Raw genomic sequence first — 25488 nt, 5'->3', positions numbered from 1 at the left:
ATGCGGGCGTTTGAGCCGGCTCACGCAGCTCTTGTGGAAGGCCGGTGCACTCCGGTTCCGCAGTTTATCCCGGTAAGTGTTTGTTATGGCGTCGGTTTCCCGCTATAATCGCGTGTTTCAGTCGTTCCGAACCCCGGTTTTCAAGGATTCTAGTATGGTCATCATCCGCTTGGCTCGTGGCGGCTCCAAGAAGCGCCCGTTCTACAACATCGTCGCCACCGATTCGCGCAGCCGTCGTGACGGCCGCTTCATCGAGCGCGTCGGTTTCTACAACCCGGTCGCTACGAAGGGCGAGTCCCTGCGTATCGCTCAGGATCGCCTGACGTACTGGCAAGGTGTTGGCGCGCAACTGTCGCCGACCGTCGAGCGTCTCGTGAAGGAAGCGCAAAAGGCGCAGCCGGCTGCTTGATATGGCGGCCCGCAGGCGTATCGTCGTCGGTTCGGCCGGCGGCTCGTGCGGCTCGCGTGAGCAGTCCGATGCGCAATTTGTTTTACTGAAGCAGACGCCAAAGCAGGCTGCGAAGTTGTTGTCGAGGTTATTCGATGTCTGAGCGTGATTCCGGCAGTTCTGGTAGCGCCAAGGCAGCTTCGCGCGCAAAGGCGTCTGGTCAGGCGTCGTTCGGTGCATTCGTCCGCAAGCCGGTCGAACGAACCGACGGCAAGGCGAAAGAGGCGCAAGCCAATGTCGCGAACGCTGGTTCCGAAGCTGCAGAAATGCGCATCGAAACGGTGGCAAGCTGGCCGGCCGATGCGGTCGAAATCGGCGCAATTGTCGACGCTTACGGGCTCAAAGGCTGGGTCAAGGTAGCCGCGCACGCGGATACCGGGCACGGTGGCGACGCCTTGCTGAGCGCGAAGCGCTGGTGGCTGCTGAAGGGCGAGGAGCGCAAGTCGGCGCCGTCCTTGCAGTCCAAAACGCATAGCGACAGCGTGGTCGCCCGGCTGGGTGGCGTCGCTGACCGCGATGTGGCGCTCGCTTTGCGCGGCTCTCGCGTGTACGTCAGCCGTAGCGAATTTCCGGCGCTCGAAGCCGACGAATTCTACTGGGTCGATCTGATCGGCCTGGACGTGGTGAATCTCGCCGGGCTCAATCTCGGCAAGGTCGCCAGCATGATCGACAACGGTGCGCAGTCGGTGCTGCGCATCGAATATCCGGCTACCGACAAAAACGGCAAGCCGGTCGCAGGCGAGCGTTTGATCCCGTTCGTCGGCGTCTTTGTCAAAACGGTAGACCAGACGGCAAAGCAGATCGTCGTCGACTGGGAAGCTGACTATTGAAATCTATCGTTGAATGGGGAGAGCGATGCAGTTCGATGTCGTGACGCTCTTTCCAGAAATGTTCCGCGCGTTGACCGACTGGGGTATCACCAGTCGGGCCGCGAAGCAGCAGCGCTATGGGTTGCGTACGTGGAATCCGCGCGATTTCACGACAGATAACTACCGCACGATCGACGATCGCCCATACGGCGGCGGCCCCGGCATGGTCATGCTGGCCCGGCCGCTCGAAGACGCGATCAGTGCCGCGAAAGCGGCGCAGTCGGAGCAGGGCATTGGCGCGTCGCGCGTCGTGATGATGTCGCCGCAAGGCGCCACGCTGAATCACGAGCGCGTGATGAAGTTCGCGGCCGAACCTGGTCTGATCTTGTTGTGCGGGCGCTACGAAGCGATCGACCAGCGTCTGCTCGACCGTGTCGTCGACGAGGAAGTCAGCCTTGGCGACTTCGTGCTGTCGGGTGGCGAGTTGCCCGCGATGGCGTTGATGGATGCGGTCGTGCGTCAGTTGCCCGGCGTGCTGAACGACTCGCAGTCGGCGGTGCAGGATAGTTTCGTCGACGTGCTGCTCGATTGCCCGCACTACACGCGTCCCGAAGAATACGAGGGCGTGCGGGTGCCTGATGTGCTGCTCGGCGGCCACCATGCGGAAATCGAAGCGTGGCGGCGGCGCGAAGCATTGCGCAACACGTTTCACAAACGGCCCGATCTGATCGTGAAGGCCCGAAAGAACAGAATGCTGAGCCGCGCCGACGAGGCGTGGCTTGCAAGTCTCGCGAAGGAAGAACCGAAGGCCTGAGGCCCAGGGTCTTTCGAGCGGACACAAGGCGGTGCCGTACATGCGTGTGCGGCGCCAGATGTGAACCCATCCTCTATCGGGGCCGTAGCCGAACGCAGTAAGCGCGTGAGGCAGGTACGAACGCCGACAAGATGGATCCAGGAGTCAGTAATGAATCTGATTGCAAAACTTGAGCAGGAAGAAATCGCGCGCGTCCTCGGCGAAAAGACCATTCCGGATTTTGGTCCGGGCGACACGGTCATCGTCAGCGTGAACGTGGTTGAAGGCACGCGTAAGCGTGTGCAGGCTTACGAAGGCGTCGTGATCGCCAAGCGTAACCGTGGTCTGAATTCGTCGTTCATCGTCCGCAAGATTTCGTCGGGCGAAGGCGTCGAGCGTACGTTCCAGACGTATTCGCCGCTGCTGGCAAGCATCGTCGTCAAGCGTCGCGGCGATGTGCGTCGTGCGAAGCTGTACTACCTGCGCGAGCGTTCGGGCAAGTCGGCTCGAATCAAGGAAAAGCTGGTCTCGAAGGACCGCGCTGCTTCCGAAGCGTAAATGCTGTAAGAAAAAGCACCCCTCGCGGGTGCTTTTTTGTTGGCCAGGTCAAAATAGCGGCATGTCCCCGCTCATTAGAGAGACCCGTTGATCCGCCCCGTCTTTGAGCCCGAATCTCTGCCTGTCATCGCGACGGGCGCCGGTCTGCCACTGGTCGCGGGCGAGCGTCTGACGCCCGATGCACTGCGGGCGCGCTTCGAGCGGCAGCTTGCCTGGACGCCCGAGAAAATCGCCGATGCGCCGTGGCGCAATACCGAACTCGATCCGCGCGTGGCCGCGGTGCTGGTGCCGCTCGTCGTGCGCGCGCGTGGCCTGACCGTGTTGCTCACGCAGCGCGCTGACCATCTGAACGATCACGCCGGCCAGGTGAGTTTTCCCGGCGGCCGCCAGGAACCGTTCGACGCCGACGCGACTGCCACGGCGCTGCGCGAGGCACGCGAAGAGGTAGGCCTCGACGCGTCACGCGTCGAAGTGCTGGGCGCGTTGCCCGACTATCTGACTGGCACCGGCTTTTGCGTGTCGCCGGTCATTGCTCTCGTGCACCCGCCGTTCTCGCTGGCGATCGATACGCTCGAAGTGGCAGAGGTTTTCGAGGTGCCGCTCGCGTTCCTGATGGACCCGTCCAACCACGAAGAGCGCCTGTTCCGCTACGAAGGCGGAGAGCGCCGCTTCTTCGCGATGCCGTATCCGCGTGGCGAATTGACGGTGACTCCCGAAGCTGCCGAGCAGCGCGGCGCGCAACGCACGCAGACGGCCGCGCCAGCAGCCGTGCAAGGCGGCGATCATTTCATCTGGGGGGCGACGGCTGCGATGCTTCGCAACCTGTATCGGTTCCTCGCCGCATGAGTTACACGACTCGCATCGACGCATCGACACGCCAGCGATGCGCAGTTGCGCGAACGACGCACTTGTCGGCCCTTTGTCAGCTTCCGCGTTCAGACTCATCCGACCCTGTGCTATCGTTATAAAACAATCGTAAAAACTTAAAAAGCACGGCGCATCGCATGACTTTTTTCTCCGTTTTGCTGGCTCTGATCATTGAACAGGTGCGCGCGCTGTCGCCGAACAATCCGGTGTCCGCGTTGCTTCAATACCATGCGGAGTCGGCGGCGCACGGATTCGATGCCGGCAAGCAACGTCACGGCCTGCTCGCGTGGCTCGTGGTGGTGGTGCCCTGGACGCTCGTTGTCGCGCTCGTCTACTACGTGCTGTATCACATTCACTTCATGCTCGCGTTCCTGTGGAACGTCGTGGTGCTGTACTTCACGCTCGGCTTCCGGCAGTTCAGCCATTACTTCACCGACATCCATCTCGCGTTGAACAACGACGACGTGCCGCGCGCGCGCGAAATTCTCAATGAATGGACCGGGCTCGAGACCGTCGACATGCCGGTCAGCGAGATCGTGCGTCACACGCTGATCCATGCGGTGGTGGCCTCGCATCGTCACGTGTTCGGCGTGTTCTTCTGGTTCCTGATTCCGGTCGGTCCCGCCGGCGCGGTGCTGTATCGTTGCGCGGAATATCTCGCTCGGGCGTGGGCGCGGCCAGCCGACGATCGCACCGTCGCGTTCTCCAGTTTCGCGCAGCGCGCGTTCTTCGTGATCGACTGGGTGCCGGCGCGGCTGACGTCGCTGGGCTTTGCGATCGTCGGCAATTTCGAGGATGCGATTTACGCGTGGCGCAATCATGCGCGGCAGTGGCCCGACACGAACGACGGCGTGTTGCTCGCCGCGGGCAGCGGAGCGCTCGGCGCTCGGCTGGCCGGACCGCTCGCGGAGCCGTCGAGCCTCGACGCGCTCGCCACCGGCGACGGCGGTCCGATGCAGGTCGGCGACGACTGCACGCCGCGCACGCTGCAATCGGCGGTGGGGCTCGTGTGGCGTGCGGTCGTCCTGTGGATGATCCTGCTGTTGATGCTGACCATCGCGGTGTGGCTCGCCTGAAGCGGCCACGCCACGCGAGCGGCACAAGAAAAAGCCGGGCAGATCGCCCGGCTTTTTCATTTCCCGACCGCGCTTCAGCCCTTCAACGGATCGCGCACCGTCCCGCATTGCCAGCACACGGTGAACTGCGCCTCGAGCATCTCGCCGCACTGCTGACATTGCCATAGAGGCGCGCCCGGCGCCGGTCCGCGCGACGCCGCTTCGATCAACCGCCGGGCGATCGCCTCATCGCGTTCATCGACGAGCCACAGCTCCGGCGCGCACTGATCGGCCGGAATCTCGCCGAGCGCGCCGTTCAGATAGCGGTTATGCAACTCGCACGCGATGCCCGCGGTCTCCAGCACGTTGACCCAATGCTGTCCGATGATCAGGTTTGGCGCGCGCATCAGTTTCATGTCAGCGGACGATCTGGCTCGCCTCGTGCACGAGCTGCGCATAAAGCGCATGCCGTTCGCGGCGGATGCGGCCGTCGGCGACCGCTTCGAGGATCGCGCAGCCAGGCTCATGCAGATGATGGCAGTTATAGAAGCGGCAGTTCGGCAGCAGCGGGCGGAACTCGGGGAACGCGCGTTCGAGCCCGCCTTCGGTCAGGTGGTGCAAGCCGAATTCCTGGAAGCCCGGCGAGTCGATCAGCGCGCCTGCCGGGCCGTTCACGGTGACCGTGCCATCCAACTCCGGCAGCGGATAAAGACGCGTGAACGTGGTCGTATGGCGTCCGCTGTTCAAAGCGGTCGAGATCTCGCGCGTCGCGACTTCGGCATCGGGAATCAGCAGGTTCACGAGCGTCGATTTGCCCATGCCGGACTGGCCGAGCAGCAGCGTCGCGTGACCGTGCAGATGTTCGGTCAGCGTGGCACGTGCCGCCTCGGGCTGCATGCGGATCGACACTTCGAGCACCGGATAGCCGAGCGCGCGATACGGCTCGAGCCGCTTGCGCGCGCCGTCCAAAGCAGCGGTGACGTCGATCTTGTTCAGCACGATCAACGGCTTCAGCTCGTTTTCCTCGGCGGCGACGAGCGCACGGCCGAGCAGATCCTCGCTGAAATGCGGCTCGGTCGCGAGCACGATCAGCAACTGATCGAGGTTCGCGGCGAACAGCTTCGACTTGTATTGATCCGAGCGATACAGCAGATTGCGCCGCTCGCCGATCTCGACGATCACGCCTTGATCCGCCGAGGTCGGCTCGTAGATCACGCGATCGCCGACCGCCACCTCGCTGCGTTTGCCGCGCGGGAAACATTGCAGCATTGCGCCGCCATCTTCGGGGGCAACCAGATAGTGGCGGCCGTGCGCGGCCACCACGAGGCCGCCAATGCGCGCGCCATGCAGGTTGGACGCTGAGGCTTGTGTGCCGCGCGACGCTTTCTTCGGGGCGCGGCTGCTCATGCGTGCTGCAGCAGTCGGTCGATCCGCTGCGAGGCCGGCGGATGCGAGTAATAGAACGCAGTGTAGAGCGGATCGGGTGTCAATGTCGACGCGTTGTCCTCGTACAGCTTGACGAGCGCGTTGACGAGGTCGTGCGCATCGGTTTGCGTCGCCGCGAACGCGTCGGCTTCGAACTCGTGCTTGCGCGAGCTGAGGCTGCCAAGCGGCGTGACGAAGAACATGAACACCGGCAGCGCGAGGAAGAACAGCACGAGCGCGAGTCCACTATTGCCGCCAACCAGCGACGGCCGCACGCCGAGCCCCTCATAGAACCACACGCATTGCGTCAGCCAGCCGAGCAGCGCGAGCATCGCGAGGCTGATCGCGAACGTGACGAGCATGCGTTTCATCACGTGACGGCGCTTGAAGTGGCCGAGCTCGTGCGCGAGCACCGCTTCGATCTCGCGGCCCGACAGGCGCGCGAGCAGCGTGTCGAAGAACACGATGCGCTTGCTCGCGCCGAAACCGGTGAAGTACGCGTTGCCATGCGCCGAACGGCGGCTGCCGTCCATCACGAACAGGCCCTTCGCGGCGAAGCCGCAGCGCTTCATCAGCGCCTCGATGCGGGTCACGAGCGCTTCATCCTTCAGCGGCTCGAACTTGTTGAACAGCGGCGCGATGAAGGTCGGGAAAATCAGCAGGCCGAACATCTGGAACGCGACCCACACGACCCACGCCCACAGCCACCACAGGTTGCCGGCGCGGTTCATCAGCCACAGCACGACGAACAGCAGCGGCAGACCGAACGCGATGCCGAGCAGCGCGCCCTTCAGACGGTCGAAGAAGAACAGGCTTTTGCTCATGCGATTGAAGCCGAAGCGCTGCTCGACGACGAACTGCCGGTAGTAATCGAACGGCAGGTCGATCGCGCTCGTGATCGCGATCACGGCGGCAACCAGCGCGATCTGGCCGAGGTAGCCGCGGCCGAGCCAGTCGGAGAGCGCGAGATCGAGCGTCTGCACGCCGCCGAGCAGAGTGAGCCAGATCAGCACGGCCGCGCCGACGACGATCTCGACCATCGCGAGCCGGGTGCGCTCGACGGTGTAGTCGGCCGCGCGCTGATGTGCGGCGAGCGCGATCGTGTTCGCGAACTGGCTCGGCACCTGTTCACGATGCGCGACGACGAAGCGGATCTGCCGCGACGCGAGCCAGAGTTTGGTGCCGACCATCGCGACGACGGCGATGACGAACAGGGCGGTGAAGTACAGGGTAGGCATCCGGGGATTCCGTGGTATCTATGCGAGAATTATATGTTTCTTCCCGCCTCGCGGCGGAGATACGGTTTAACGCAGCGGTTCAACGCATTGGTTGCGGGTAGCGGTTCAACGCGTCGCTTCAGCGCAGCCGGCCCGGCTCGAACCGCGCGAATCCATTTCAAACGAACACATGCCGCGTCGCACGGGTTTCCAGCGAAGCCCGCCGCGCGGCCCTCAGGGTTGCCTTCATGACTGACATCCTCGCATCCACCGAACAGCCGCCGCTCGTGCGCAGCGACATGAATCTCGTCTGGCTGGACATGGAAATGACCGGGCTCGAGCCCGACACCGACCGCATCATCGAAATCGCGGTGGTGGTGACGAATTCGACGCTCGACAGGATGGTCGAAGGTCCGGTGCTCGCGATTCATCAGAGCGATGAGACGCTCGCGAAGATGGACGAGTGGAACCAGAACACGCATGGTCGATCGGGGCTCATCGATCGCGTGAAGGCGTCGACGGTCAGTGAGGCCGACGCGGCCGCGCAGATCCGCGAGTTCCTCGGTCAGTACGTGCCGCCGGGCAAGTCGCCGATGTGCGGCAACTCGATTTGCCAGGACCGCCGCTTCATGGCGCGCTGGATGCCGGAGCTGGAGAGCTTCTTCCACTACCGCAACCTCGACGTGAGCACGCTGAAGGAGCTGTGCCGGCGCTGGCAGCCCGCCATTTACAAGGGCTTCCAGAAGCGCGCGATGCACACGGCGCTGGCCGATATCCACGAGTCGATCGACGAACTGAAGTACTACCGCGAGCATTTCCTGGTGCCGTCGGCGCCGGACGCCGCCGCGAGCGCTAAGTAAAGCGTTGGCCTGCACACCGCAGGCCTCGAACCTCAGACCACCGACCTCAGTCCTGCCGCGGCGCGCGTTGCGCGCTTTTCGGCCGGAACGCCTTGACCACGTCGGCGTTGGTTTCCACGTAAGGCCCGCCGATCAGGTCGATGCAGTAGGGCACCGCCGCGAAAATTCCCGGCACCTTGACCGTGCCGTCATCGCGCAGACCTTCCAGCGTTTCCCGGATCGATTTCGGCTGACCGGGCAGGTTGATGATCAGCGCGGCGTGCTTTTCAGTTTCCCGGATCACCGCGACCTGGCGCGACAGGATCGCGGTCGGCACGAAATTCAGGCTGATCTGCCGCATCTGCTCGCCGAAGCCGGGCATCTCCTTCGTTGCGACCGCGAGCGTCGCCTCGGGCGTCACATCGCGGCGCGATGGGCCGGTGCCGCCGGTCGTCAGCACCAGATCGCAACCCACCGCGTCGACCAGTTCGACGAGCGTCGCGGAGATGGTTGGCGCGTCGTCGGCGATCAGCCGCGTGACGACCTGCCACGGCGAGCTCAAGGCCGCGCCGAGCCATTCCTGCAGCGCCGGAATGCCCTTGTCCTCGTACACGCCCGTCGATGCGCGATCGCTGATCGACACGAGGCCGATCACGATTTCGTCGGGATGGTTGCGTTGCTGACGTTGATCAGGCGTCGCGGTCGTCATCGTCGTCTTCCGCGGAGAGGTCGGCGTCGTGCGCGTCTTCGGCTTCGTCGTTCGTGCCGGCAGCGTTCTTGATCCACTGGAACAGTTCACGGAAGTAGCGCGGCGGCTTGCTTTGCTCCGCTTCCTTGCGCGCGTTGCGGATCAGCGTGCGGCCCTGCTGCGGATCGGCGCCCGGGTGCCGGCGGATGAATTCGGTCAGCGCGGCGTCGTCGGCGAGCAGTTTTTCGCGGGTGCGCTCGATCCAGTGCAGCTTCGCCGTTTCCGACTTGTTGATGCCCTTGTAGGTGTCGAGCGCGGTGCGCAGAGCGGCGATTTCGGTCTCGAGCAGCGAGCGCATCACCCGGCCGACATACTGGACCTGGCGACGCTTGCCTTCGAAGTCGGTGATGCGGCGTGCTTCGCGCACGGCTTCGTCGAGCTTTTCGGGCATCGGCATGCGCTTGAGCGCGTCTTTCGGCAGGGCGACGAGCTCCGAGCCCAGGTCCTGCAGCGCTTGCATTTCGCGCTTGACCTGAGACTTGCTCGGACGATCGTAGCCGTTTTCGTCGACTTCCGTGACGACGGATTCGATCGGTTGAATGCGGGTTTTGCGTGTCATGCCGGTATTGTAACTTGCCGCGCCGGCCCGACCCGCGGCGGCGCGTACCTTGCTATGATCGCGGGATGCATTTATTCCGCACCCGTGCGCCCGCGCCGAATACGGTGCGCATACCAAGGGCCGCGCGGCCCCAACAGGACGGCAACCACAATGGCAGCAGACATGGACGTCAAGCAGCGCTTTTTTCCGCATACCCAGGATGAGCTGAAGGAAATCGCCTCGGACATCCTCCGTCACGCGAAGGCGCTCGGCGGCACCGACGCCGCAACCGAAATCTCCGAAGGCGACGGCCTGTCCGTCTCGGTGCGGCGCGGCGAAGTCGAGACGATCGAGCACAATCGCGACAAGATGGTCGGCGTGACGGTGTTCATCGGCAACAAACGCGGCAACGCGAGCACCTCGGACTTCTCGCCGCAGGCATTGAAGGACACGGTCGCGGCCGCCTACAACATCGCGCGCTTCACCGCCGAGGACGATTGCGCGGGCCTCGCCGAAGCCGAGTTGCTTGAAACCGCGCCGCGCGATCTCGATCTGTATCACCCGTGGAATCTGTCCGCCGACGAAGCGGTGGAAATTGCGCGCCGCTCCGAAGATGCCGCGTTCGCGACCGATCCGCAGATCAAGAACTCGGAAGGCGCGAGCGTGTCGGCGCAGCATTCGCAGTTCGTGCTGGCGACCTCGCGAGGCTTCCTCGCCGGTTATCCGTATTCGCGCCACTACATCGCGTGCGCGCCGATCGCCGGCAGCGGCCGCAACATGCAGCGCGACGACTGGTACACGTCGACGCGCAGTGCCGACGAGCTCGCCGATCCTGAAGCGGTCGGCCGTTACGCGGCGCAGCGCGCGCTTGCGCGCATCGGCGCGCGCGGCCTCGATACGCGCAAGGTGCCGGTGCTGTTCGAGGCGCCGCTCGCGGCGGGCCTGCTCGGCGCGTTCGTGCAGGCGACGAGCGGCGGCGCGCTGTATCGCAAGACCTCGTTTCTGGTCGACAGCCTCGGCAAGCCGGTGTTCGCGCCGCACGTGCAGGTGGTCGAAGACCCGCACGTCGCGCGCGCGATGGGCAGCGCGCCGTTCGACGAGGAAGGCGTGCGCACGCGCCAGCGCTCGGTCGTGAAGGACGGTGTCGTCGAGGGCTACTTCCTGTCCACGTACTCTGCGCGCAAGCTCGGCATGAAGACCACCGGCAACGCGGGCGGCTCGCACAACCTGTCGCTGCTCAGTTCGAACACGCGTGCCGACGACGATTTCGAGGCCATGCTGAAGAAGCTCGGCACGGGCTTGCTGCTGACCGAGCTGATGGGGCAGGGCGTCAACTACGTGACCGGCGACTACTCGCGCGGCGCGTCGGGTTTCTGGGTCGAGAACGGCAAGATCCAGTATCCGGTCGAGGAGATCACGGTCGCGAGCACGCTGCAGGAGATGTTCCGCCATATCGTCGCGATCGGCGCGGATACGATCACGCGCGGCACCAAGCAGACCGGCTCGGTACTGATCGAGCGGATGACGATCGCAGGGCAGTAAGCCCCGCGGCCCGTTCCTACGGCGCCCCGTATCAAACGAAAACGCCACGCAACTCATGTTGCGTGGCGTTTTTTATCGCCCGCGTTGCGCGACCCGTCAGACGTCCTTGCGTTGATACGTGACGAATGCGTAATCGAAGTCGTTCGGCGCATTCGAGTGATGCGCCTCGCGCGCGATTTCTTCCCACACATGGCGGTCGATCGCGGGAAAGGTCGCGTCGCCGTCGAAGTCGGCGGCGATTTCGGTGACGATCAGTTTGTCCGCATGGCGCAGGCCTTCGTCGTACAGCTGCGCGCCACCGATCAGAAACGCCTGCGGCGCCTGGTCCTGCGCGGCGAGCTCGAGCGCTTCGTCGAGATTGGTCGCGGTGTCGCAGCCCTGAAAGCGCCGCGCGCCATCGCGCGTAACGACGATATTGCGGCGACCCGGCAGCGGCCGGCCGATCGATTCATGCGTCTTGCGGCCCATGATGATGGGCGCGCCCATCGTCGTGCGCTTGAAGAACTTGAGGTCTTCGGGCAGTCGCCAGGGCAACTGGTTGTCGCGGCCGATCACGCCGTTGCTGGCGCGAGCGACGATCAGGGTGAGCGTCGTCATCGAATGGTAAGTGGAAGGTAATCCGACGATTCTACCCGACGCGCCTACGCTCACCCGCCTCTCATTTACCGCTCACCCCCCGCGCCGGCCCGTCCGCCGCGAACGCTCCCTTGTCGTCGACGGCACCCGGTTCGCGCAAACCGTGCACGCCCATCAGCCGATACAGCGTCACGCGCGAAATGTTCAGCTCCACCGCCGCCTCGTTCAAGCGGTGGCGATGGCGCAGCAGCGCCGCCTCGATCGCGCGCTTCTCGGCGGCCTCGCGCGCCTGCGTGAGCGTCATGCTCTCCTGCTCGGCGAAACCGGCGAGGTCGAGGTCGTCGGCGGAGATCAGCTTGTTTTCGGCCATCACGATCGCGCGGCGCACGCGGTTGATCAGCTCGCGCACGTTGCCGGGCCAGTTGTAGTTGTAGAGCGCCTCGATCGCCGACGGCGTGAAGCCGCGAATCTTGCGCGCGTTGTCGGTCTTGAACTTGTGCAGGATGTGGTACGCGAGAATTTCGATGTCCCGTCCACGCGCGCGCAGCGGCGGCTCGTCGACGCGCAGCACGCACAGGCGATGAAACAGGTCCGCGCGGAACTGGCCTTCGCGCATCGCGCCGTCCAGATCGACGTGGGTCGCCGAGATGATGCGCACGTCGACCGGAATCGATTCGCGGCCGCCGAGCCGCTCGATCTTGCCTTCCTGCAGAAAGCGCAGCAGGCTCGCCTGGCTTTCGAGCGGCAGATCGCCGATCTCGTCGAGAAACAGCGTGCCGCCGTCGGCCGCCTCGACGCGGCCGATCTTGCGCTGATTCGCGCCGGTGAAGGCGCCGCGCTCGTAGCCGAACAGCTCGGATTGCAGCAGATGATGCGGAATCGCACCGCAGTTGATCGGCGTGAACGGCGCCTTGCGGCGCGGCGAGCGCTCGTGAATGGCGAGCGCGGTCAGCTCCTTGCCGGTGCCCGATTCGCCCGCGATGAACACGCTCGCGTCGGTGTTCGCGACCTTGCGGATCGTGCGAAAGAGCTGCTGCATCGCCTCGCAGGTGCCGACCATTTCCTCATCGCCCGTTTCGCTGACGGGCGGGGGGAGTTCCGGGTCGCACAGCGTGACCATGCCGAACGCGTGGCAGGCCAGATAGTCGATCGTCGCGTGCGCGACGGGCTGTTTCACGAAGTCGAAGCAGTAGTGGCGCACGAGGCGTCGCACGAGCGGATCGTTGAGCCGCTCGCCGGTCGCGAGCGCGATCCAGCCGATCTGCTGCTGACGCAGGCTTGCCTCGAGCCCGCCGATATCGCGCGGCGCGAAGCTCGCCAGATCGACGATGCCCGCGCACGCGATGTCGGGCTTCACGAGCCGCCCGAGTTCGTGCGCCGAGCGCGCGGTCGCGACCTGCCAGCCACGGCTTTTCAGATGCGCGATCAGCGTTTCGTCGGGCGTGCGCGCGACGTACAGCAGCTGTCGCTCGAGGCCGCGCACCGTGGCACTCGCCGGGCCATCGGCTTCGTTGCTTGCCGGTGGGGCAATCGCTGGCGCCGCCGCGGATGACACGGCGGCGTGCTGCTTCGGCACCGCGAGCGACAGATGCGATCCCGCTGCCGCGACGGAAGCCACACTAGTCAGATGAGGTGATTCACGCACGTTCGACCTCGTATCGTTGGCACGTCAGAAGGTGTACGGAAAGCGCATGCCGACCACGAAGTTCGGCGCGTCGGGTGTGAGTCCGATCGATACCGAGCCGTTGATGGTCAGATGCTTGTTCACGACGTGGTTCAGGCCAAAATTCATCACCGCGGCCGTGGTCTCGCTGCCTGGCACCCTCTGGTAGGTGCCGCCCGGAGCCTTGGTTTGCGATTCGGGTTCGAGCGCCATCGTGAACGACACGCTGGCCGAATCCTTGTCGGAGAACGCGAGCGCGACGCCGCCGCCGAACTGCACGATGTCGCCGAGCTTGACCGTCGCCGGCTCGGTTTGTCCCTGCACCGACGAGATGTCCGCGAACGAACGCGCGATGTTGTAGGTATAGGAAACGCTGCCGAACAGCACGACCGGGTCGTAGGTCTTCAGCATCGACAGACCCGCGGTGATGTTCCAGAAACCGGTGCCGGTCGGCAGGGTGGTCGGCGCGACCAGATTGGTGTTGTCCGGGGTGACCTGCACGACTTTCTCGCCGAACGGCGAGCTGCCGGTCGGCGCCTTCACGCGCAGACTGCCGACCACGTCCGGCATGGCATTGGTTTCCCTGACGAACTGGTAGTAGATGCCGAAGTTCACGTCGCCGATGTCGTGACTCGACACCGTCGCGTCCGACAGCGTGCTCGCCGCGCCGCCCGCGCCGCCGACGATGAAGTTGCTGCGCCGGTACACGTACGGCACGTCGACGTCGACGTTGATACGGTCGGACACGCCGTAGCGCGTGTCGAGGTCCGCCATCACCTGGTGCGCCTTGGTCTGGCCGAGGTTGATGTTGCCGAGGAAAATCGCATCGAGCGCGAGGAAGCCCGACAACTGCAACTGGCGACGGTCGTAGTAGGTGTCGCTGATGCCGAGGTCCATCGTCAGCTTATGGTCGAAGAGCGGCGCATGCTCGCGTTGTACGACTGCCTGCTCGGCCTGGGTGCGCACCGGTTCGTTCGCGCGCTGGGTCTGGCCGACCGCGCCGCTGCCGTCGGTGGCGGCGGGCAGGCCGCCCGCGTTGCTGCCGTCCGGCGTCGGCGGGTTGACCGGCACGCCGGTCGCGGTGCCGGTGGCGCCGCCCGGTACGGGCGCGCCGGGCACGATCTGCGCGAGCGGCGGCAGCGGCACCGGCAAGCCGTCGGCGCCGGGCTGCTCGGCCACCGTGTCGGTGCCCGCTGGGGCGCCGGCACCCGGCACGCCGCGTCCGCGTTGCGCCATCTCGAGGTCGGTGACCTGGCGTTCGAGCGAATGGATCTGCCGCTGCTGCTCGTCGACGACGCGCATCAGCGTGTTCAGACGGTCCTCCACGGATTGACCGGCGAGCGCCTGCGCGTTCGCCGACTGAGAAAGAGCCCAAAGCATGACGGCGGCCGGGATGGCCGCGAGAGCCATGCGCGGCGCCCTGGTCGATGACACTTTTTTCATTTTTTTGCTCCCCCGGTGGTCCGGTCGCGCGGTGCTGACTGCGCGGCCGTCTCTTTACTGCTTGTGATGCAGTTGGCGGGTGGCGGCCCGCCTCGTTATCTCCTGTTTTGCAGTGCCTGCAGTACGCCCAACTGTCGAAGCATCGAAGCCGACATCTGCTGGGTTTGCAGATGCAGTTGCAGGGCATTGGCGACTTGCTGGTTATTGCCTGCAATCTGCAGCAACTGGGCGATCTGCCCGTTGCTCGGCGCGATGGTCTGGGTGGCGAGCCCAGCGGGTGTTTGCAGCGCGACGTTCACGCCGTTGCTGCCGAACGAAATGCCGGCCTTCACGGAGCCGCTCGAATTGCTGGCCGATGCCGACGGCGCGTTGGCGGTGCCCGTCAGCGTCACGGCGCTGTTGTTGAAGTCGATCAGCGCGGAGTTGCTGCCGCTGTTACGATCGCCCGCGACCTGGGTGACCTGCGACACGCCGTTGACGCCGATGCTCTGGCCGCCGCGTGCCTGGGCATTCGGGTTGGCGCCCGAATCGCCCGCATGGCCGTGCGCGCCGCCGCTCACGCTCGCGAACGTGCTGACGGAGCTCGTGAGCTGGCCGCTGCCGTTCTGCACCGCGCTCAGCGATCCCTGGGCGAGCGCGCTCGCGCCGTTGGGCAGCTGCCATTGCGAAATGACGTTCAGCACGAAGCCGGAGATCATCGTCGCGCCGGCGTATTTGCCGGTCTGGGCCGCGAGCACGTCGTCGCCGACGAGCTGCACCCGCAGCGGCGCGGCGCCTGGCTCGGGCGGTATCGAAAGTTCGGGGGCCGGTGGCGAGGCGGCGCCCTCCGAAGCATGGGCAACGCTGCTTGCGCCGCAGGCGATGGCGCAGAGCACGAACCCAAGCTGTGTGAAGTGTGACTTCATGGCGGGATCAGAACATGTCTGCCTTGTTCAAGCCGTACTCGAAAAAGGGAGTCGCGGCGGTGCCGGCCGCCAGCGCGGCGGCGCGCAGCTTCAGCGCAAGCGACTCGTTGTCCTGCAACAGCGGTGAATCCTCCCTGAAGGGTTTGCCGAGGACCGCGAACACGAGGCCGTTCCAGGTCTTCGCGAAGTCCTCTTCGAGCACGATGCGATTGCCGAGCGCCGGATCCGCAATGAACACGCGGCCGTCCTGCGCATGCTTGACGATCACGAAATGCTCGTAGCCGTCGATGTTCATCAGGACCATCACGGGGATCTGCAGATGGTGGAGCGCGTCGACGTTGACGCGAAAGCCGCGGCCGCGCAGTCCGATGGTCTCGACGAAGTGCTTCATGTCTAGCATCGAGAAGCCGTTCTTGACGACGACTTCGGGCGTCGAGAAAACCATCATCCGGCGAATCAGTTCGGTCTCCGGAATATCGATGCCGTAGCCGTACTTGAGGAGGGTGGCGAGCGCCGCCGCGCCGCAGCTGTAATCGAACTGCTGACTGACGATGTGGTTGTAGCGCAGGTCCTTCATCGACCGGACCGTCTTCGTCAATGGCACGCCGGCGAACGTGGACGTGTCGATGCTCGACTGTGCGGCGGCGTGACCCGCGCACAGCGCACAGCCTGCCAGCGCTACGGCGAACGGTAGCGCCGGAAACCCCTTGGACCCGGTCATGCTGGTCTCCCACCCGATTTGCGCCGGCAGCTTCTGCGGCTGCCGGCGCGTCCTTCCGACTGCTTTGTGCTTCTTCTGCTTGCCTGCGCCCGTCGCTTCGTCGGCTTACTTGCCGCTGTTCAGCGCCGCGATGGCAAGGCCGTTGTGCTGCAGGTTGCCCGCGCCGCCGGCGATGTTCACGCCGATGTTGCCGGAGGCGCCTTTCAACGTATCGGCACCCAGACTCGCGGTGCCCTGGAATTGCCCGTGAACGACCATCGTGGCGGATTGCGAGTTGTCGTCCGTCGCGTCCATCGCGGTGGTCATCGCCTTGCCCGGCGAGGTCGTCGTCACTGCGCCGGCAAGCGCGTTGTCCTGCGCGTTGCCGATACCGGACGCGACGTTCACGCCGACATTGCCCGTCACACCCGACAGCGACCCGTTGCCGACCGACGCGTTCAGATTGAAGTTGTGGATCGTCGCGCTGCCGCCCGAGGACTGCACATTGAAGTCCTGTGCGTTGCCGAACACGTTGCCGACGTCGACCGAGGCGAGCGATACGTCGTTGCTCTGCGCGTTGTCGATGCCTTCCGCGATGTTGATGCCGAGGTTGCCCGACACGCCGGTGGCCGCGTTGGTGCCGGTGGTCGCGTTCAGCGTGCCGGCCGCCTGGTTGTTGATGTGCTGCGTGATCGTGCCGCGCGTCGTCACGTCGGTTGTCGTCATGCCTTCGTCGATGCCCCATGCGGCGCCGTACGAGTTGCTCGATGACGAGCTGCTACGCGAGTAGCCCGACGATTGCTCGCCGACCATCGCATAGCCGGAGCCTTCGTTCGCCTTGAAGCCCCACGAACGGCTTTGCCCGGACGCTTCGCTCGCTTCGAATCCGCCGGCGACGCCCGAGGAGTTCGAATAGCTCGATTCGCGATACCCGGCTTGCAGGCCGCCGTGGGCGTTGAACGAGCCGCTGCCGTGCGAGAACGTGTTGTGGTCCTGGTAGCTGTAGCTGCCGCCGATCGAGCCGCCCGCCGAGATATGGCCGCCCGAGTTCTGACTCGTGTGCGAGAAGCCGCCCGCGATGCCGGCTGCCTGCTGGCTCATTTCATAGCCGCCGCTCGTCACGCTCGCGCTCTGGCTGCCGTACGCATAGCCGCCGGAAGCTTCGAAGCCCTGTGAGCTTGAGCTCGACGACGTATGGTTTTGTGTCGTGAACGCGAATGCCGTGCCGCCGCCTCTGACCGAGCTCCTGTTGTTGTTGATGGTCGTGGTCACGTTGCCGCTGGTGTAGGTCTGCGCCTGCGGATCGAGCGTCGCGTTCACGTTGACCATCTGATTGTTGTTGATCACCGCGTCGGCCGTGCTGGAGACGTGCACGCAGCCAAACAGTCCGACCATACCTTCGACGCCGACCATCTCGCCGACGACCGTCGTATTGAACAGGTAGGCCTTCTGCGGCGCGGCAAGCACGCTGCCGGACGCGGCAACGAGAACGGCCGTGGCAATAAGAGTGCGCTTCATGATTCGCTCCGATACTTAAGTGTGGTCAGTTAAAAAAAGTGCCCGCCGGGGGACGGAGCACAAAACTGTTTGCCGTGGCATTACCGGCGCCGGCTGCCTGGTTGATCTGCACGATTCCGCTGGCGTTGCGAAAGGCATCGCTGGAAATGCTTGCCTCGCGCACGCCGTGAATCGCGTTCGACTGCCCCGGACTACCGTTTTTCGGGGCCGTCGCGGATAGCTCCCCATCCGAGACGGTCTCGACTCCGAGCGCCGCAGTCCCGATCTGGGTGCTGTTGCGCTGCAGATTCCCTGCTCCGGCCGACTGATTCACCAGCACCGCGCCGGAGGTGTTCGAAAACGCATTGGCTTCGATCGACGCTTGCGCGCGCGGCACGTTCGCGACCACCGACGCGCTTTGCACGCTCGCGTTCGCGTTGCCCACCGCGGTGCCGTTCGTCACCGTGATCTGATTGGCTTGCGCGTTGTCGAGGCCCGCGGTTTCGTTGACCGTGAGCGCGCCCGTCGCGCCCATGCCCGCGCCGGCGCCGATCGTCGCGGTGGCGCCGACGACCGGCACCGCTTGCGACTGCGCGTGGGCCGCGTCGGCGACGAGCGCGGCGACGCCCATGCATAGGCACGCAAACACGCGCAGGGCCGGGCGCGCCGAAGCGACTTGCACTAATTGGAGCGATGGCAGCGAGAAGAGAAGGCGCGAGCTCATTTCAGACCTCCGAGCGCGCCGCCGAGCACGTTCGACAGCGGCGCGAGCGCGCCCGTCACCGACGAGCTGACCGTGCCGCCGACGCCCGCCGCAGGTCCGCCGATGCCGCCCGCGTTCAGCGGGATCGTGTTGCCGGTCGCCTTGCCGGAGAGGATCTGCGTGACGGCTTGCATGCCGGTGCCGCCGAGCGCGCCGCCCTCGGCGACGCCGGTCGACCCATGCGCGTTGGTCAGATCGGTATCGCCGACGAGCGTGGCGATCGTCGGATCGAACGAGTTGGCCGGGAACGTGGTGGCGCGCACCGCGACCGGGTCCTGGTCGCGCGGCACGGAGACGAACGCGTCGCGCGGCATGACGCTGCGCTCGACGATGACGTCGCCCGGATTGGCGACCTGCTCGGCATACGCCTGGCTCGCGAAGCAGGCGGTGACGATGACGCTGGCGAGGAGGGCGCTGCGCGCCGCAGCGTCGCGCGGCAAGACGGGAGCGTTGCTGAACGGCGCCGCCGGCAGCCCGAGGGCGTGCGGCGTCTGGTGGTTCGTACTCATGTCCCGGTCCCTTCTCTCTTGTTACTTGTGTCCCGCCGTCGTGGGGCGCGTTGCCTGCCGCGCGGCCACCGGTCCTGCATTGCCTGGTTATTTGCTGTTTGTGCTGTTTGTGCTGTTTGTACTTTTGGTTCGTCGTGCTTATTTGCGCTGGTATGTCGCGACGTTGCCCTGGGCGCGCGCGGCGTCGACGGGCACTGGCAGCGGCGAGGGCGGGGCGATCTCGTCCCACAACGTCACCTGGTTGCCGCCGCTTTGCATCAGTTGCGGCGTCGCGGCGACCATCAACATGCCGACCGCGCCACCGCGTTGACGCGACAGCATCTGGTCATCGAGCGAAATATCGTTCACCGATGCAGCATCGGCGTCCGGGTTGGACGCGCCGGCGGCAATCTGGCTATCGTCGTCCGCGGCAACCGGCGTGGTGGTTTGCAGGCTGGCGGAGGCGGAGTTGCTGGCCTCGTTGGAATCCGTCAGCGTGGCGGATCGAACCGGGGCGGCTTGCGCTGTCGGGGTGCCGGCATTCGCCGGCAGGGCGCTGAACGCGAGGGCTGTGCAAATCGCGAGGTATGGTGCGCCGCGGCTTATCAGATCGATGCGGAATGCAAGTCGCATGATGTGTCTCCCTGGTGCACGCCTTTTAGCGAAACGTGTGCCAACGCTCGCAATCCATTGATACGTCTGGCGCCAACCAGCAGAAACACAACTAATGCGTTCCAAATCGGGAAAAAACGTTGCAGCGCTGAAACGGGTCAGCAGAAAATACCTATAATTCGTTAATCGGCAAGGAACGGACTACCGTCGCGAGAACGCCACGAAAAGCGCTTCCACTAATGTTTTATTTGTCGGCTGAATAAATCGCGATCGCCCGCTAATCCTTTATAGGCAAGGGGTCCATTGATTAAATTCGCATAATTGTTTTCGAAGCGACGCGCGTATAGTAAGCTCTCGAAAACAGCTTCAGATTTAAAAAAGGCCCATATCAGGCCGTTTCAAACACACACGCCGCTTTCTTGGGGATCAGCTGTCCGCACGGAATGGAATGGCCGTTCGGGTTTTGCGATTCGCGAATCCCGGACGAGTCAGCGTGTCTGAACCGCAGTTTCAGGTGCATGCGTCGTCCTTAACGTTCGTTGACGAGAGGATCTGAATAATGGAACCCGCAACGCGGCAACTGATTTACGTTTCGCGTGACCCGAGCGCGGAACTGAATACGCGTTTTCTGCAGCGCGGCTGGCATGTCGAAGTCGTGGGTTCGGCGCGCGATGCGCGCCGGGCAGTGCGCACCGGAACGGCAGCTGGCGGCCTGCTCGATTTGTCCAGTGATTTCCAGCCGCACGAGATCGCCGCTTTTGAATCCTGTTTGACCATGCCGAACGTCGGCTGGGTCGCTGCCACCACGCCTGGCCAACTGCAAGACGCCGCGTTGCGCCGGCTCGTGCGCGACTACTGTTTCGATTACGTGACGGTGCCGTATTCGGGCGACCGTATCGTCGACTCTGTCGGTCATGCGTACGGCATGATCTCGCTGAGCGAAACGGCTTCGCACGATGGCTCTCAGGGCGCCGAGGGCGAGATGGTCGGCTCGTGCGACGCGATGCTCGCGCTGTTCCGCTCGATCCGCAAGGTCGCGATGACCGACGCGCCGGTGTTCATCTCCGGCGAATCGGGCACCGGCAAGGAGCTGACGGCGGTCGCGATTCACGAACGCTCGGCGCGACGCAACGCGCCGTTCGTGCCGATCAATTGCGGCGCGATCCCCCCGCATCTTCTGCAATCGGAACTGTTCGGCTACGAGCGCGGTGCATTCACCGGAGCGAACCAGCGCAAGATCGGCCGGGTCGAGGCGGCCAACGGCGGCACGCTGTTTCTCGACGAAATCGGCGATCTGCCGCTCGAAAGCCAGGCGAGCCTGTTGCGCTTCCTGCAGGAGCGCAAGGTCGAGCGGCTCGGCGGACATACCGCGATCGACGTCGACGTGCGCATCATTTCGGCCACGCACGTGGACATGACCGCGGCGATGATCGAAGGACGCTTCCGTTCCGACCTGTATCACCGCCTGTGCGTGCTGCAGATAGACGAGCCGCCGCTGCGCGCGCGCGGCAAGGACATCGAGCTGCTGGCGCGGCACATGCTCGAACGCTTCAAGAAGGATGCGAGCCGGCGTCTGCGCGGCTTCGCGCCCGATGCGATCGCCGCGCTGCATAACTACGGCTGGCCGGGCAACGTGCGCGAGTTGATCAACCGGGTGCGGCGCGCGATCGTCATGTCGGAGGGACGCGCGATCACCGCGCGCGACCTCGAGCTTGCCGAATATGTCGAGATCGTGCCGGTGTCGCTCGCGCAGGCGCGCGAAGCGGCCGAGCGTCAGGCGATCGAGCTTGCGTTGCTGCGGCATCGCGGGCGGCTCGGAGACGCGGCGCAGGAACTTGGCATCTCGCGGGTGACGCTGTACCGGCTGCTGTGCTCGCACGGCATGCGACACATGGAAGGCGAGCCGATGACGGCGCCGCACAGCGAATTGCCGGCGTCGGTGCAGCATCTGTAGATGGCGGGCGAGCGGCGAGGCTGGCGACGCGGCATGTGAAGGTCTGGCGCGTCGCCGCGGGTCTCGCGGCTCTGCCGGTTTGAAAAGGTTGGCCGCACGATCCCGTGCACGGCGATTCCATCCGGCAAGCGCCGCCTCGAAGCGCGGCTGCGCGTGCGTGTCGCCGCTCCTATATCGTGTCCCGCGGTCTTTTCCGTTCCGTCTGAATTTCCCCCCCCCCGATATTTCCCATGTGGCGCGCCATGCCCAGGCGGCGTCCGGTCACGCTTGCTAGAATCCGGATTTGCTCAATTCCGTGAGCGCGCCTGATTGGGTTCGCGCCGCGTCGAAGGAAACCGCATGAAACAATACCTGGACCTCGTCCGCACGATTCTCGACACCGGCACGTGGCAGGAAAACCGCACCGGCATCCGCACCATCAGCATGCCCGGCGCGATGCTGCGCTTCGATCTGCAGCAAGGCTTTCCCGCGGTCACAACGAAGAAGCTCGCGTTCAAGTCGGCGATCGGCGAGCTGGTCGGGTTTCTGCGTGCTTCGCGCAGCGCCGCGGATTTTCGCGAACTCGGCTGCAAGGTGTGGGACGGCAACGCGAATCAGAACGAGCAGTGGCTCGCCAATCCGTATCGCGAGGGCCCGGATGACCTCGGTGATGTCTACGGCGTGCAATGGCGCAAGTGGCCGGCCTACAAGGTACTCGACGCCAGCGCGAGCGCGCAGCTCGCCGACGCGCAGGCGCGCGGCTTCCGCGTGATCACGCAGTTCGACGAAGAAGGCCGCTCGAAGGTGTTGCTTTACAAGGCGATCGACCAGTTGCGGCAGTGTCTCGACACGATCATGCAGAACCCCGCCGATCGTCGGATTCTGTTCCATGCCTGGAATCCGGCCGTGCTCGACCAGATCGCGCTGCCGGCCTGCCATCTGCTGTACCAGTTTCTGCCGAACGTTACGCGCCGCGAAATTTCGCTGTGCCTGTATATCCGCAGCAACGACGTCGGGCTCGGCACGCCGTTCAATCTGACCGAGGGTGCGGCGCTGCTGCATCTGGTCGGACGGCTGACGGGTTATACGCCGCGCTGGTTCAGCTATTTCATCGGCGATGCGCACATCTACGAGAATCAGCTCGACATGCTGCACCAGCAGCTCAAGCGCGAGCCGTACGAGAGTCCGCGACTCGCGATTTCCGATCGCGTGCCCGACTACGCGAAGACCGGCGTGTACGAGCCGGAATGGCTGGAGAAGATCGAGCCGGCGGATTTCTCGCTGATCGGCTATCAGCATCACGAGCCGCTGACGGCGCCGATGGCGATCTGATGTCGGTGGAAGCAGGGCGGTAGCGTCCGCCCTCGTCGAATAGGAAAAAGCCCCGCGATGGTGTGCATCGCGGGGCTTTTTTGTTTTCAGGACGGTGGGCGACCCGATCAGCTCCTGTGATGGTCGTCGTGATTGCCGCCGTTTTGATGCTGCTCGGCGTGTTGCGGTTGCGGCTGCGGTTGCGGACGTGGCTGCTGCACCTGCTGGGGCCGCGCTTCGGGGCGCGGCTGCTGCATCTGCGGACGCGGCTCGGGCCGGGCTTGCGGCATCGGCTGCGGACGCGGTTCGGGGCGCGGCTGCTGGGCCTGCTGGAACTGCGGCTCGGGCCGGGCTTGCGGCATCGGCTGCGGACGCGGTTCGACGCGCGGCTGCTGGGCCTGCTGGAGCTGCGGCTCAGGCCGGGCTTGCGGCATCGGTTGTGGACGCGGTTCGACACGCGGCTGCTGCACCTGCTGCATCGCAGAAGGACGCCCATCCTGTCCACGCGCCTGCTGCTGCGCCGCCAGGTTTTCCGGCGGATGCGGCACACCCGACTGCTGCGCGAAACCCGGCTGTTGCGGCCTGCCCGGCTGCTCCATGCGCGGCGCCTGCTGCGCCATCGGCGTATGGGGCTGCGTCCATGCCGGCTGCGACCTGCCGACTGCGCCCCATTCCTGCGGCGCGCCGTGCTGCCGTGCGGACGCGCCCGCATTGGCCGGATTAGCACCGCCTGCTTGCGGCGGCCGCGGCACCCCGTTCGACGGATGACCCATATTGCCCGCAATCCCGCCCTCGCCTGGCTGCGGCGGATGCGCGTTGCCGACCATCTGCGGCGGCATGCCCGGACGCCCCTGTGGCGCTTCGCCATGCGGTCCCACGGCACCGGCTTCGCCGGGCCGCTGACCGGCCTGCTCGACGCCATGCGGCGCATTGCCACCAGCCGCGCGAGGCGTACCAGGCGTACCAGGCGTACCAGGCGCACCCGCCGCCATGCCCGGCGGACGTCCCGGCACATGCGATTGCACGACCCGCACGTTCGCCATTGGCAGCGCGCCCGGTGCGCCGGTCATATGCGCGGGGACCGAGGTGCGCACGACCGGCTGGCCGCCGCCGGGCACCCGACCGCCGCCGCTTTGCGCGAAGCGCTGCGCCAGCTCGTCGTGGTAAGCGGCCGGCATCACGGGGTTACGCGTCGCGACGACCGGCCGGCCGGCGACGCTCGCCGGCGGCCGGTAATTCGCGCGCCGCAGATCCGACCCGAAGCTCTCGCGCACCGGCGCGATCCCCGGCGCGCCGGGGTTGATCCGCGCGTTGCGCCACTGCGCGGGATCGACCTTCTGCGAAAAGCGTCGGACCGGCTGACCATGCACGAACGCGGTCGCCGGCACGGCCGTCACGCCGCCCGGCACGCGATAGTTCACGTACGTGTTGTGGATGTTCACGTTGCGGTGGTAGTCGTTGACGATCGTCGTGCGGTTCACGCGGTCGTAGTACCCGTGGCTCCAGCGGTCGTGATCGCCCCAATGCGGATGCCATGGCTCGCCCGGCCCGAGCGGGAACCACGCGACGCCCGCGGCGATGACGCCGCCGACCGCCAGGTTGACACCCCAGTCGACGCCGCCATCGTCATCGCCGACGAACGCGACCAGCGCCGGCGCATAGACGGGCGCCGCATCCGCTTCGAGTGGACCGGGCACCCACGCCCATGTGCCGTCGACCTCGGCCCAGCGGCCATAGTGATACGGCGCGAAGCCCCACGGTTGGTCGTCGACCCAGGTCCAGCCCCAAGGCGCCTGCCAGACCCAGTGGCCGTCGTGATACGGCGCCCAGCCGGCCGGCGTCGCGTTCGGCGTCCACACTTCGCCGTACTGCGGTGTCTCGCGCCATGTGCCGTTGGCATCGAGGTCCTCGTAGCCGGGGATGTCGCGCGACACGTAGCGCGCCGACGGCGAGCGGTCTTCGGTGGCGTCGCGGCTGGCGGCCCACTGGTCGAGTTCGTCGGCGGCGGGCGCGCGGTTGTCGGCGAGCTGCTGCAGGCTGGTGCCGGCGAAACGGATCTGCTGACCCGCCGCGATCGGCACCTGGCCGCCGTCGCCGTACGCGATCGCGCTGCCGCTGCGCACGGTGACGGTGGTGCTGCTGCCGTCGGGTGCGACGTCGACGCGGTAGTCGCCGGGACCGGTCACGCCGAGCGCAAGGTTCGGCGTGTCGATTTCATACGACGACCCCGGCGCTAGCTCGCGCACGCGCGTCGACAACGTGCCTTGCGCGACTTTCAGTTGCGCGGTCGTGTCGTCGAGATTAAGCACGTCGAGGCTCGTGTTCTGGCCGAGGCGCACCGCAGTCGAGCCGATGTGAAGCTCGGAGCGCGCGTTCTGGTCATTCCACAACTGGTCGCCGGTCGTCAGCGGCCGATTGATCTGCGCGTACGACCAGTCGGTCGCGCCGGCGGGCTCGGTGGTCACGGCGCCGGCCGTGTAGTTCAGACGCGCGATGCGCCCGGGCGGGTCGCCGCCCGACTGATCGCCGCCCGACCCGACGGCCGCCGCGGTTTGCGGCGGAGGTGGCGCTTCCTGCGCGTGCGCGATCTGCGCGGCGAGCGCGACGACGGCGGCCGCGATCAGCGTATAGCCGCTCATCCGGCGTTGGATCCCGGCTTGCTGCACGGGCTGGTTGGCATGTGTCATGACTGATCTCCGGCGGACGCGGCAATGGGCCGGGTCCGTTCAATCACTGTACCTGCCGGCTATGTTTCAAA

At 65.4% G+C, this 25488-nt stretch carries 25 protein-coding genes; 10 read left to right on the top strand and 15 right to left on the bottom strand.

The window, feature by feature from the left end; translation table 11 throughout:
- Positions 1-154: 154 nt before the first annotated feature.
- The 6 genes from rpsP (at position 155) to L0U84_RS14810 (ending at position 4551) form a co-directional block, all read left to right on the top strand.
- On the top strand, positions 155-409 hold the full coding sequence (rpsP, locus tag L0U84_RS14835) for a 30S ribosomal protein S16 (protein ID WP_013090118.1): 255 nt from the start codon (positions 155-157) through the stop codon (positions 407-409).
- A 134-nt stretch (positions 410-543) separates the two neighbouring features.
- The gene (gene rimM, locus L0U84_RS14830) at positions 544-1278 is read left to right on the top strand and encodes a ribosome maturation factor RimM (protein ID WP_233850811.1); all 735 of its coding nucleotides are present in this window, start codon (positions 544-546) and stop codon (positions 1276-1278) included.
- A gap of 25 nt (positions 1279-1303) precedes the next feature.
- Positions 1304-2071: a tRNA (guanosine(37)-N1)-methyltransferase TrmD gene (gene trmD, locus L0U84_RS14825; RefSeq protein WP_233850809.1), complete on the top strand. Its 768-nt coding sequence runs from the start codon at positions 1304-1306 to the stop codon at positions 2069-2071.
- Positions 2072-2221: 150 nt separating this feature from the next.
- On the top strand, positions 2222-2608 hold the full coding sequence (rplS, locus tag L0U84_RS14820) for a 50S ribosomal protein L19 (protein ID WP_167050256.1): 387 nt from the start codon (positions 2222-2224) through the stop codon (positions 2606-2608).
- An 87-nt stretch (positions 2609-2695) separates the two neighbouring features.
- The gene (locus L0U84_RS14815) at positions 2696-3454 is read left to right on the top strand and encodes an NUDIX hydrolase (protein WP_233850807.1); all 759 of its coding nucleotides are present in this window, start codon (positions 2696-2698) and stop codon (positions 3452-3454) included.
- Positions 3455-3612: 158 nt separating this feature from the next.
- Positions 3613-4551 carry a CobD/CbiB family protein gene (locus tag L0U84_RS14810; protein ID WP_018421341.1) on the top strand — a complete coding sequence of 313 codons (939 nt, stop codon included), beginning with the start codon at positions 3613-3615 and terminating at the stop codon, positions 4549-4551.
- Between the two features lie 74 nt (positions 4552-4625).
- Here the strand turns inward: L0U84_RS14810 and L0U84_RS14805 are convergent, their stop codons facing one another.
- From L0U84_RS14805 to L0U84_RS14795, 3 genes are read right to left on the bottom strand one after another with little or no spacing between them, the layout of a single operon-like run.
- On the bottom strand, positions 4626-4946 hold the full coding sequence (locus L0U84_RS14805) for a putative signal transducing protein (RefSeq protein ID WP_233850805.1): 321 nt from the start codon (positions 4944-4946) through the stop codon (positions 4626-4628).
- Between the two features lies 1 nt (position 4947).
- Entirely contained in the window at positions 4948-5937 is a 990-nt protein-coding gene (rsgA, locus tag L0U84_RS14800; RefSeq protein WP_233850803.1) for a ribosome small subunit-dependent GTPase A, read from the bottom strand.
- Positions 5934-7193, bottom strand: a complete 1260-nt coding sequence (locus L0U84_RS14795; RefSeq protein ID WP_233850801.1) for a M48 family metallopeptidase — start codon at positions 7191-7193, stop codon at positions 5934-5936. The genes rsgA and L0U84_RS14795 overlap by 4 nt, the downstream gene beginning before the upstream one ends.
- Positions 7194-7420: 227 nt before the next feature.
- On the opposite strand from L0U84_RS14795, the gene orn reads away from it, so the two are divergent.
- On the top strand, positions 7421-8032 hold the full coding sequence (gene orn, locus L0U84_RS14790) for an oligoribonuclease (RefSeq protein ID WP_233850799.1): 612 nt from the start codon (positions 7421-7423) through the stop codon (positions 8030-8032).
- Positions 8033-8078: 46 nt separating this feature from the next.
- On the opposite strand, the gene mog is transcribed toward orn, so the two are convergent.
- Both mog and yjgA read right to left on the bottom strand, forming a co-directional pair.
- Positions 8079-8720, bottom strand: a complete 642-nt coding sequence (mog, locus tag L0U84_RS14785; protein ID WP_233850797.1) for a molybdopterin adenylyltransferase — start codon at positions 8718-8720, stop codon at positions 8079-8081.
- Positions 8701-9318: a ribosome biogenesis factor YjgA gene (gene yjgA, locus L0U84_RS14780; RefSeq protein WP_233850795.1), complete on the bottom strand. Its 618-nt coding sequence runs from the start codon at positions 9316-9318 to the stop codon at positions 8701-8703. Before yjgA ends, mog begins: the two co-directional genes overlap by 20 nt.
- Positions 9319-9468: 150 nt before the next feature.
- Between yjgA and pmbA the strand changes: the two genes are divergently transcribed.
- Positions 9469-10839, top strand: a complete 1371-nt coding sequence (pmbA, locus tag L0U84_RS14775; RefSeq protein WP_233850793.1) for a metalloprotease PmbA — start codon at positions 9469-9471, stop codon at positions 10837-10839.
- 96 nt (positions 10840-10935) lie between these two features.
- On the opposite strand, the gene L0U84_RS14770 is transcribed toward pmbA, so the two are convergent.
- From L0U84_RS14770 to L0U84_RS14730, 9 genes are all read right to left on the bottom strand, one after another.
- Positions 10936-11436, bottom strand: coding sequence for a dihydrofolate reductase (locus L0U84_RS14770; RefSeq protein ID WP_233850792.1), 501 nt, complete (start codon positions 11434-11436; stop codon positions 10936-10938).
- A gap of 61 nt (positions 11437-11497) precedes the next feature.
- Entirely contained in the window at positions 11498-13060 is a 1563-nt protein-coding gene (locus L0U84_RS14765; protein ID WP_233850791.1) for a sigma-54 dependent transcriptional regulator, read from the bottom strand.
- A gap of 24 nt (positions 13061-13084) precedes the next feature.
- On the bottom strand, positions 13085-14521 hold the full coding sequence (locus tag L0U84_RS14760; RefSeq protein WP_233850790.1) for a hypothetical protein: 1437 nt from the start codon (positions 14519-14521) through the stop codon (positions 13085-13087).
- Between the two features lie 95 nt (positions 14522-14616).
- On the bottom strand, positions 14617-15426 hold the full coding sequence (locus tag L0U84_RS14755; RefSeq protein ID WP_233850789.1) for a peptidase C39: 810 nt from the start codon (positions 15424-15426) through the stop codon (positions 14617-14619).
- Positions 15427-15433: 7 nt separating this feature from the next.
- A complete protein-coding gene (locus tag L0U84_RS14750) occupies positions 15434-16147 on the bottom strand; it encodes a C39 family peptidase (RefSeq protein WP_233850788.1) in 714 nt (237 codons plus the stop codon).
- A 105-nt stretch (positions 16148-16252) separates the two neighbouring features.
- The gene (locus L0U84_RS14745) at positions 16253-17644 is read right to left on the bottom strand and encodes a hypothetical protein (RefSeq protein ID WP_233850787.1); all 1392 of its coding nucleotides are present in this window, start codon (positions 17642-17644) and stop codon (positions 16253-16255) included.
- A gap of 25 nt (positions 17645-17669) precedes the next feature.
- Entirely contained in the window at positions 17670-18347 is a 678-nt protein-coding gene (locus L0U84_RS14740; protein WP_233850785.1) for a hypothetical protein, read from the bottom strand.
- On the bottom strand, positions 18344-18895 hold the full coding sequence (locus L0U84_RS14735) for a hypothetical protein (protein ID WP_233850783.1): 552 nt from the start codon (positions 18893-18895) through the stop codon (positions 18344-18346). Before L0U84_RS14735 ends, L0U84_RS14740 begins: the two co-directional genes overlap by 4 nt.
- Before the next feature lie 138 nt (positions 18896-19033).
- Positions 19034-19507, bottom strand: coding sequence for a hypothetical protein (locus tag L0U84_RS14730; RefSeq protein WP_233850781.1), 474 nt, complete (start codon positions 19505-19507; stop codon positions 19034-19036).
- A 538-nt stretch (positions 19508-20045) separates the two neighbouring features.
- On the opposite strand from L0U84_RS14730, the gene L0U84_RS14725 reads away from it, so the two are divergent.
- A complete protein-coding gene (locus L0U84_RS14725) occupies positions 20046-21440 on the top strand; it encodes a sigma-54 dependent transcriptional regulator (protein ID WP_233850780.1) in 1395 nt (464 codons plus the stop codon).
- Between the two features lie 339 nt (positions 21441-21779).
- Entirely contained in the window at positions 21780-22751 is a 972-nt protein-coding gene (locus L0U84_RS14720; protein WP_233850779.1) for a thymidylate synthase, read from the top strand.
- Between the two features lie 107 nt (positions 22752-22858).
- Here the strand turns inward: L0U84_RS14720 and L0U84_RS14715 are convergent, their stop codons facing one another.
- Positions 22859-25417, bottom strand: coding sequence for a DUF6600 domain-containing protein (locus L0U84_RS14715; RefSeq protein ID WP_233850778.1), 2559 nt, complete (start codon positions 25415-25417; stop codon positions 22859-22861).
- Positions 25418-25488: the final 71 nt, after the last annotated feature.

The sequence above is a fragment of the Paraburkholderia sp. HD33-4 genome (genome assembly GCF_021390635.1).
Lineage (GTDB): Bacteria > Pseudomonadota > Gammaproteobacteria > Burkholderiales > Burkholderiaceae > Paraburkholderia.
This window is presented reverse-complemented; position numbering and strand designations above follow the sequence as displayed.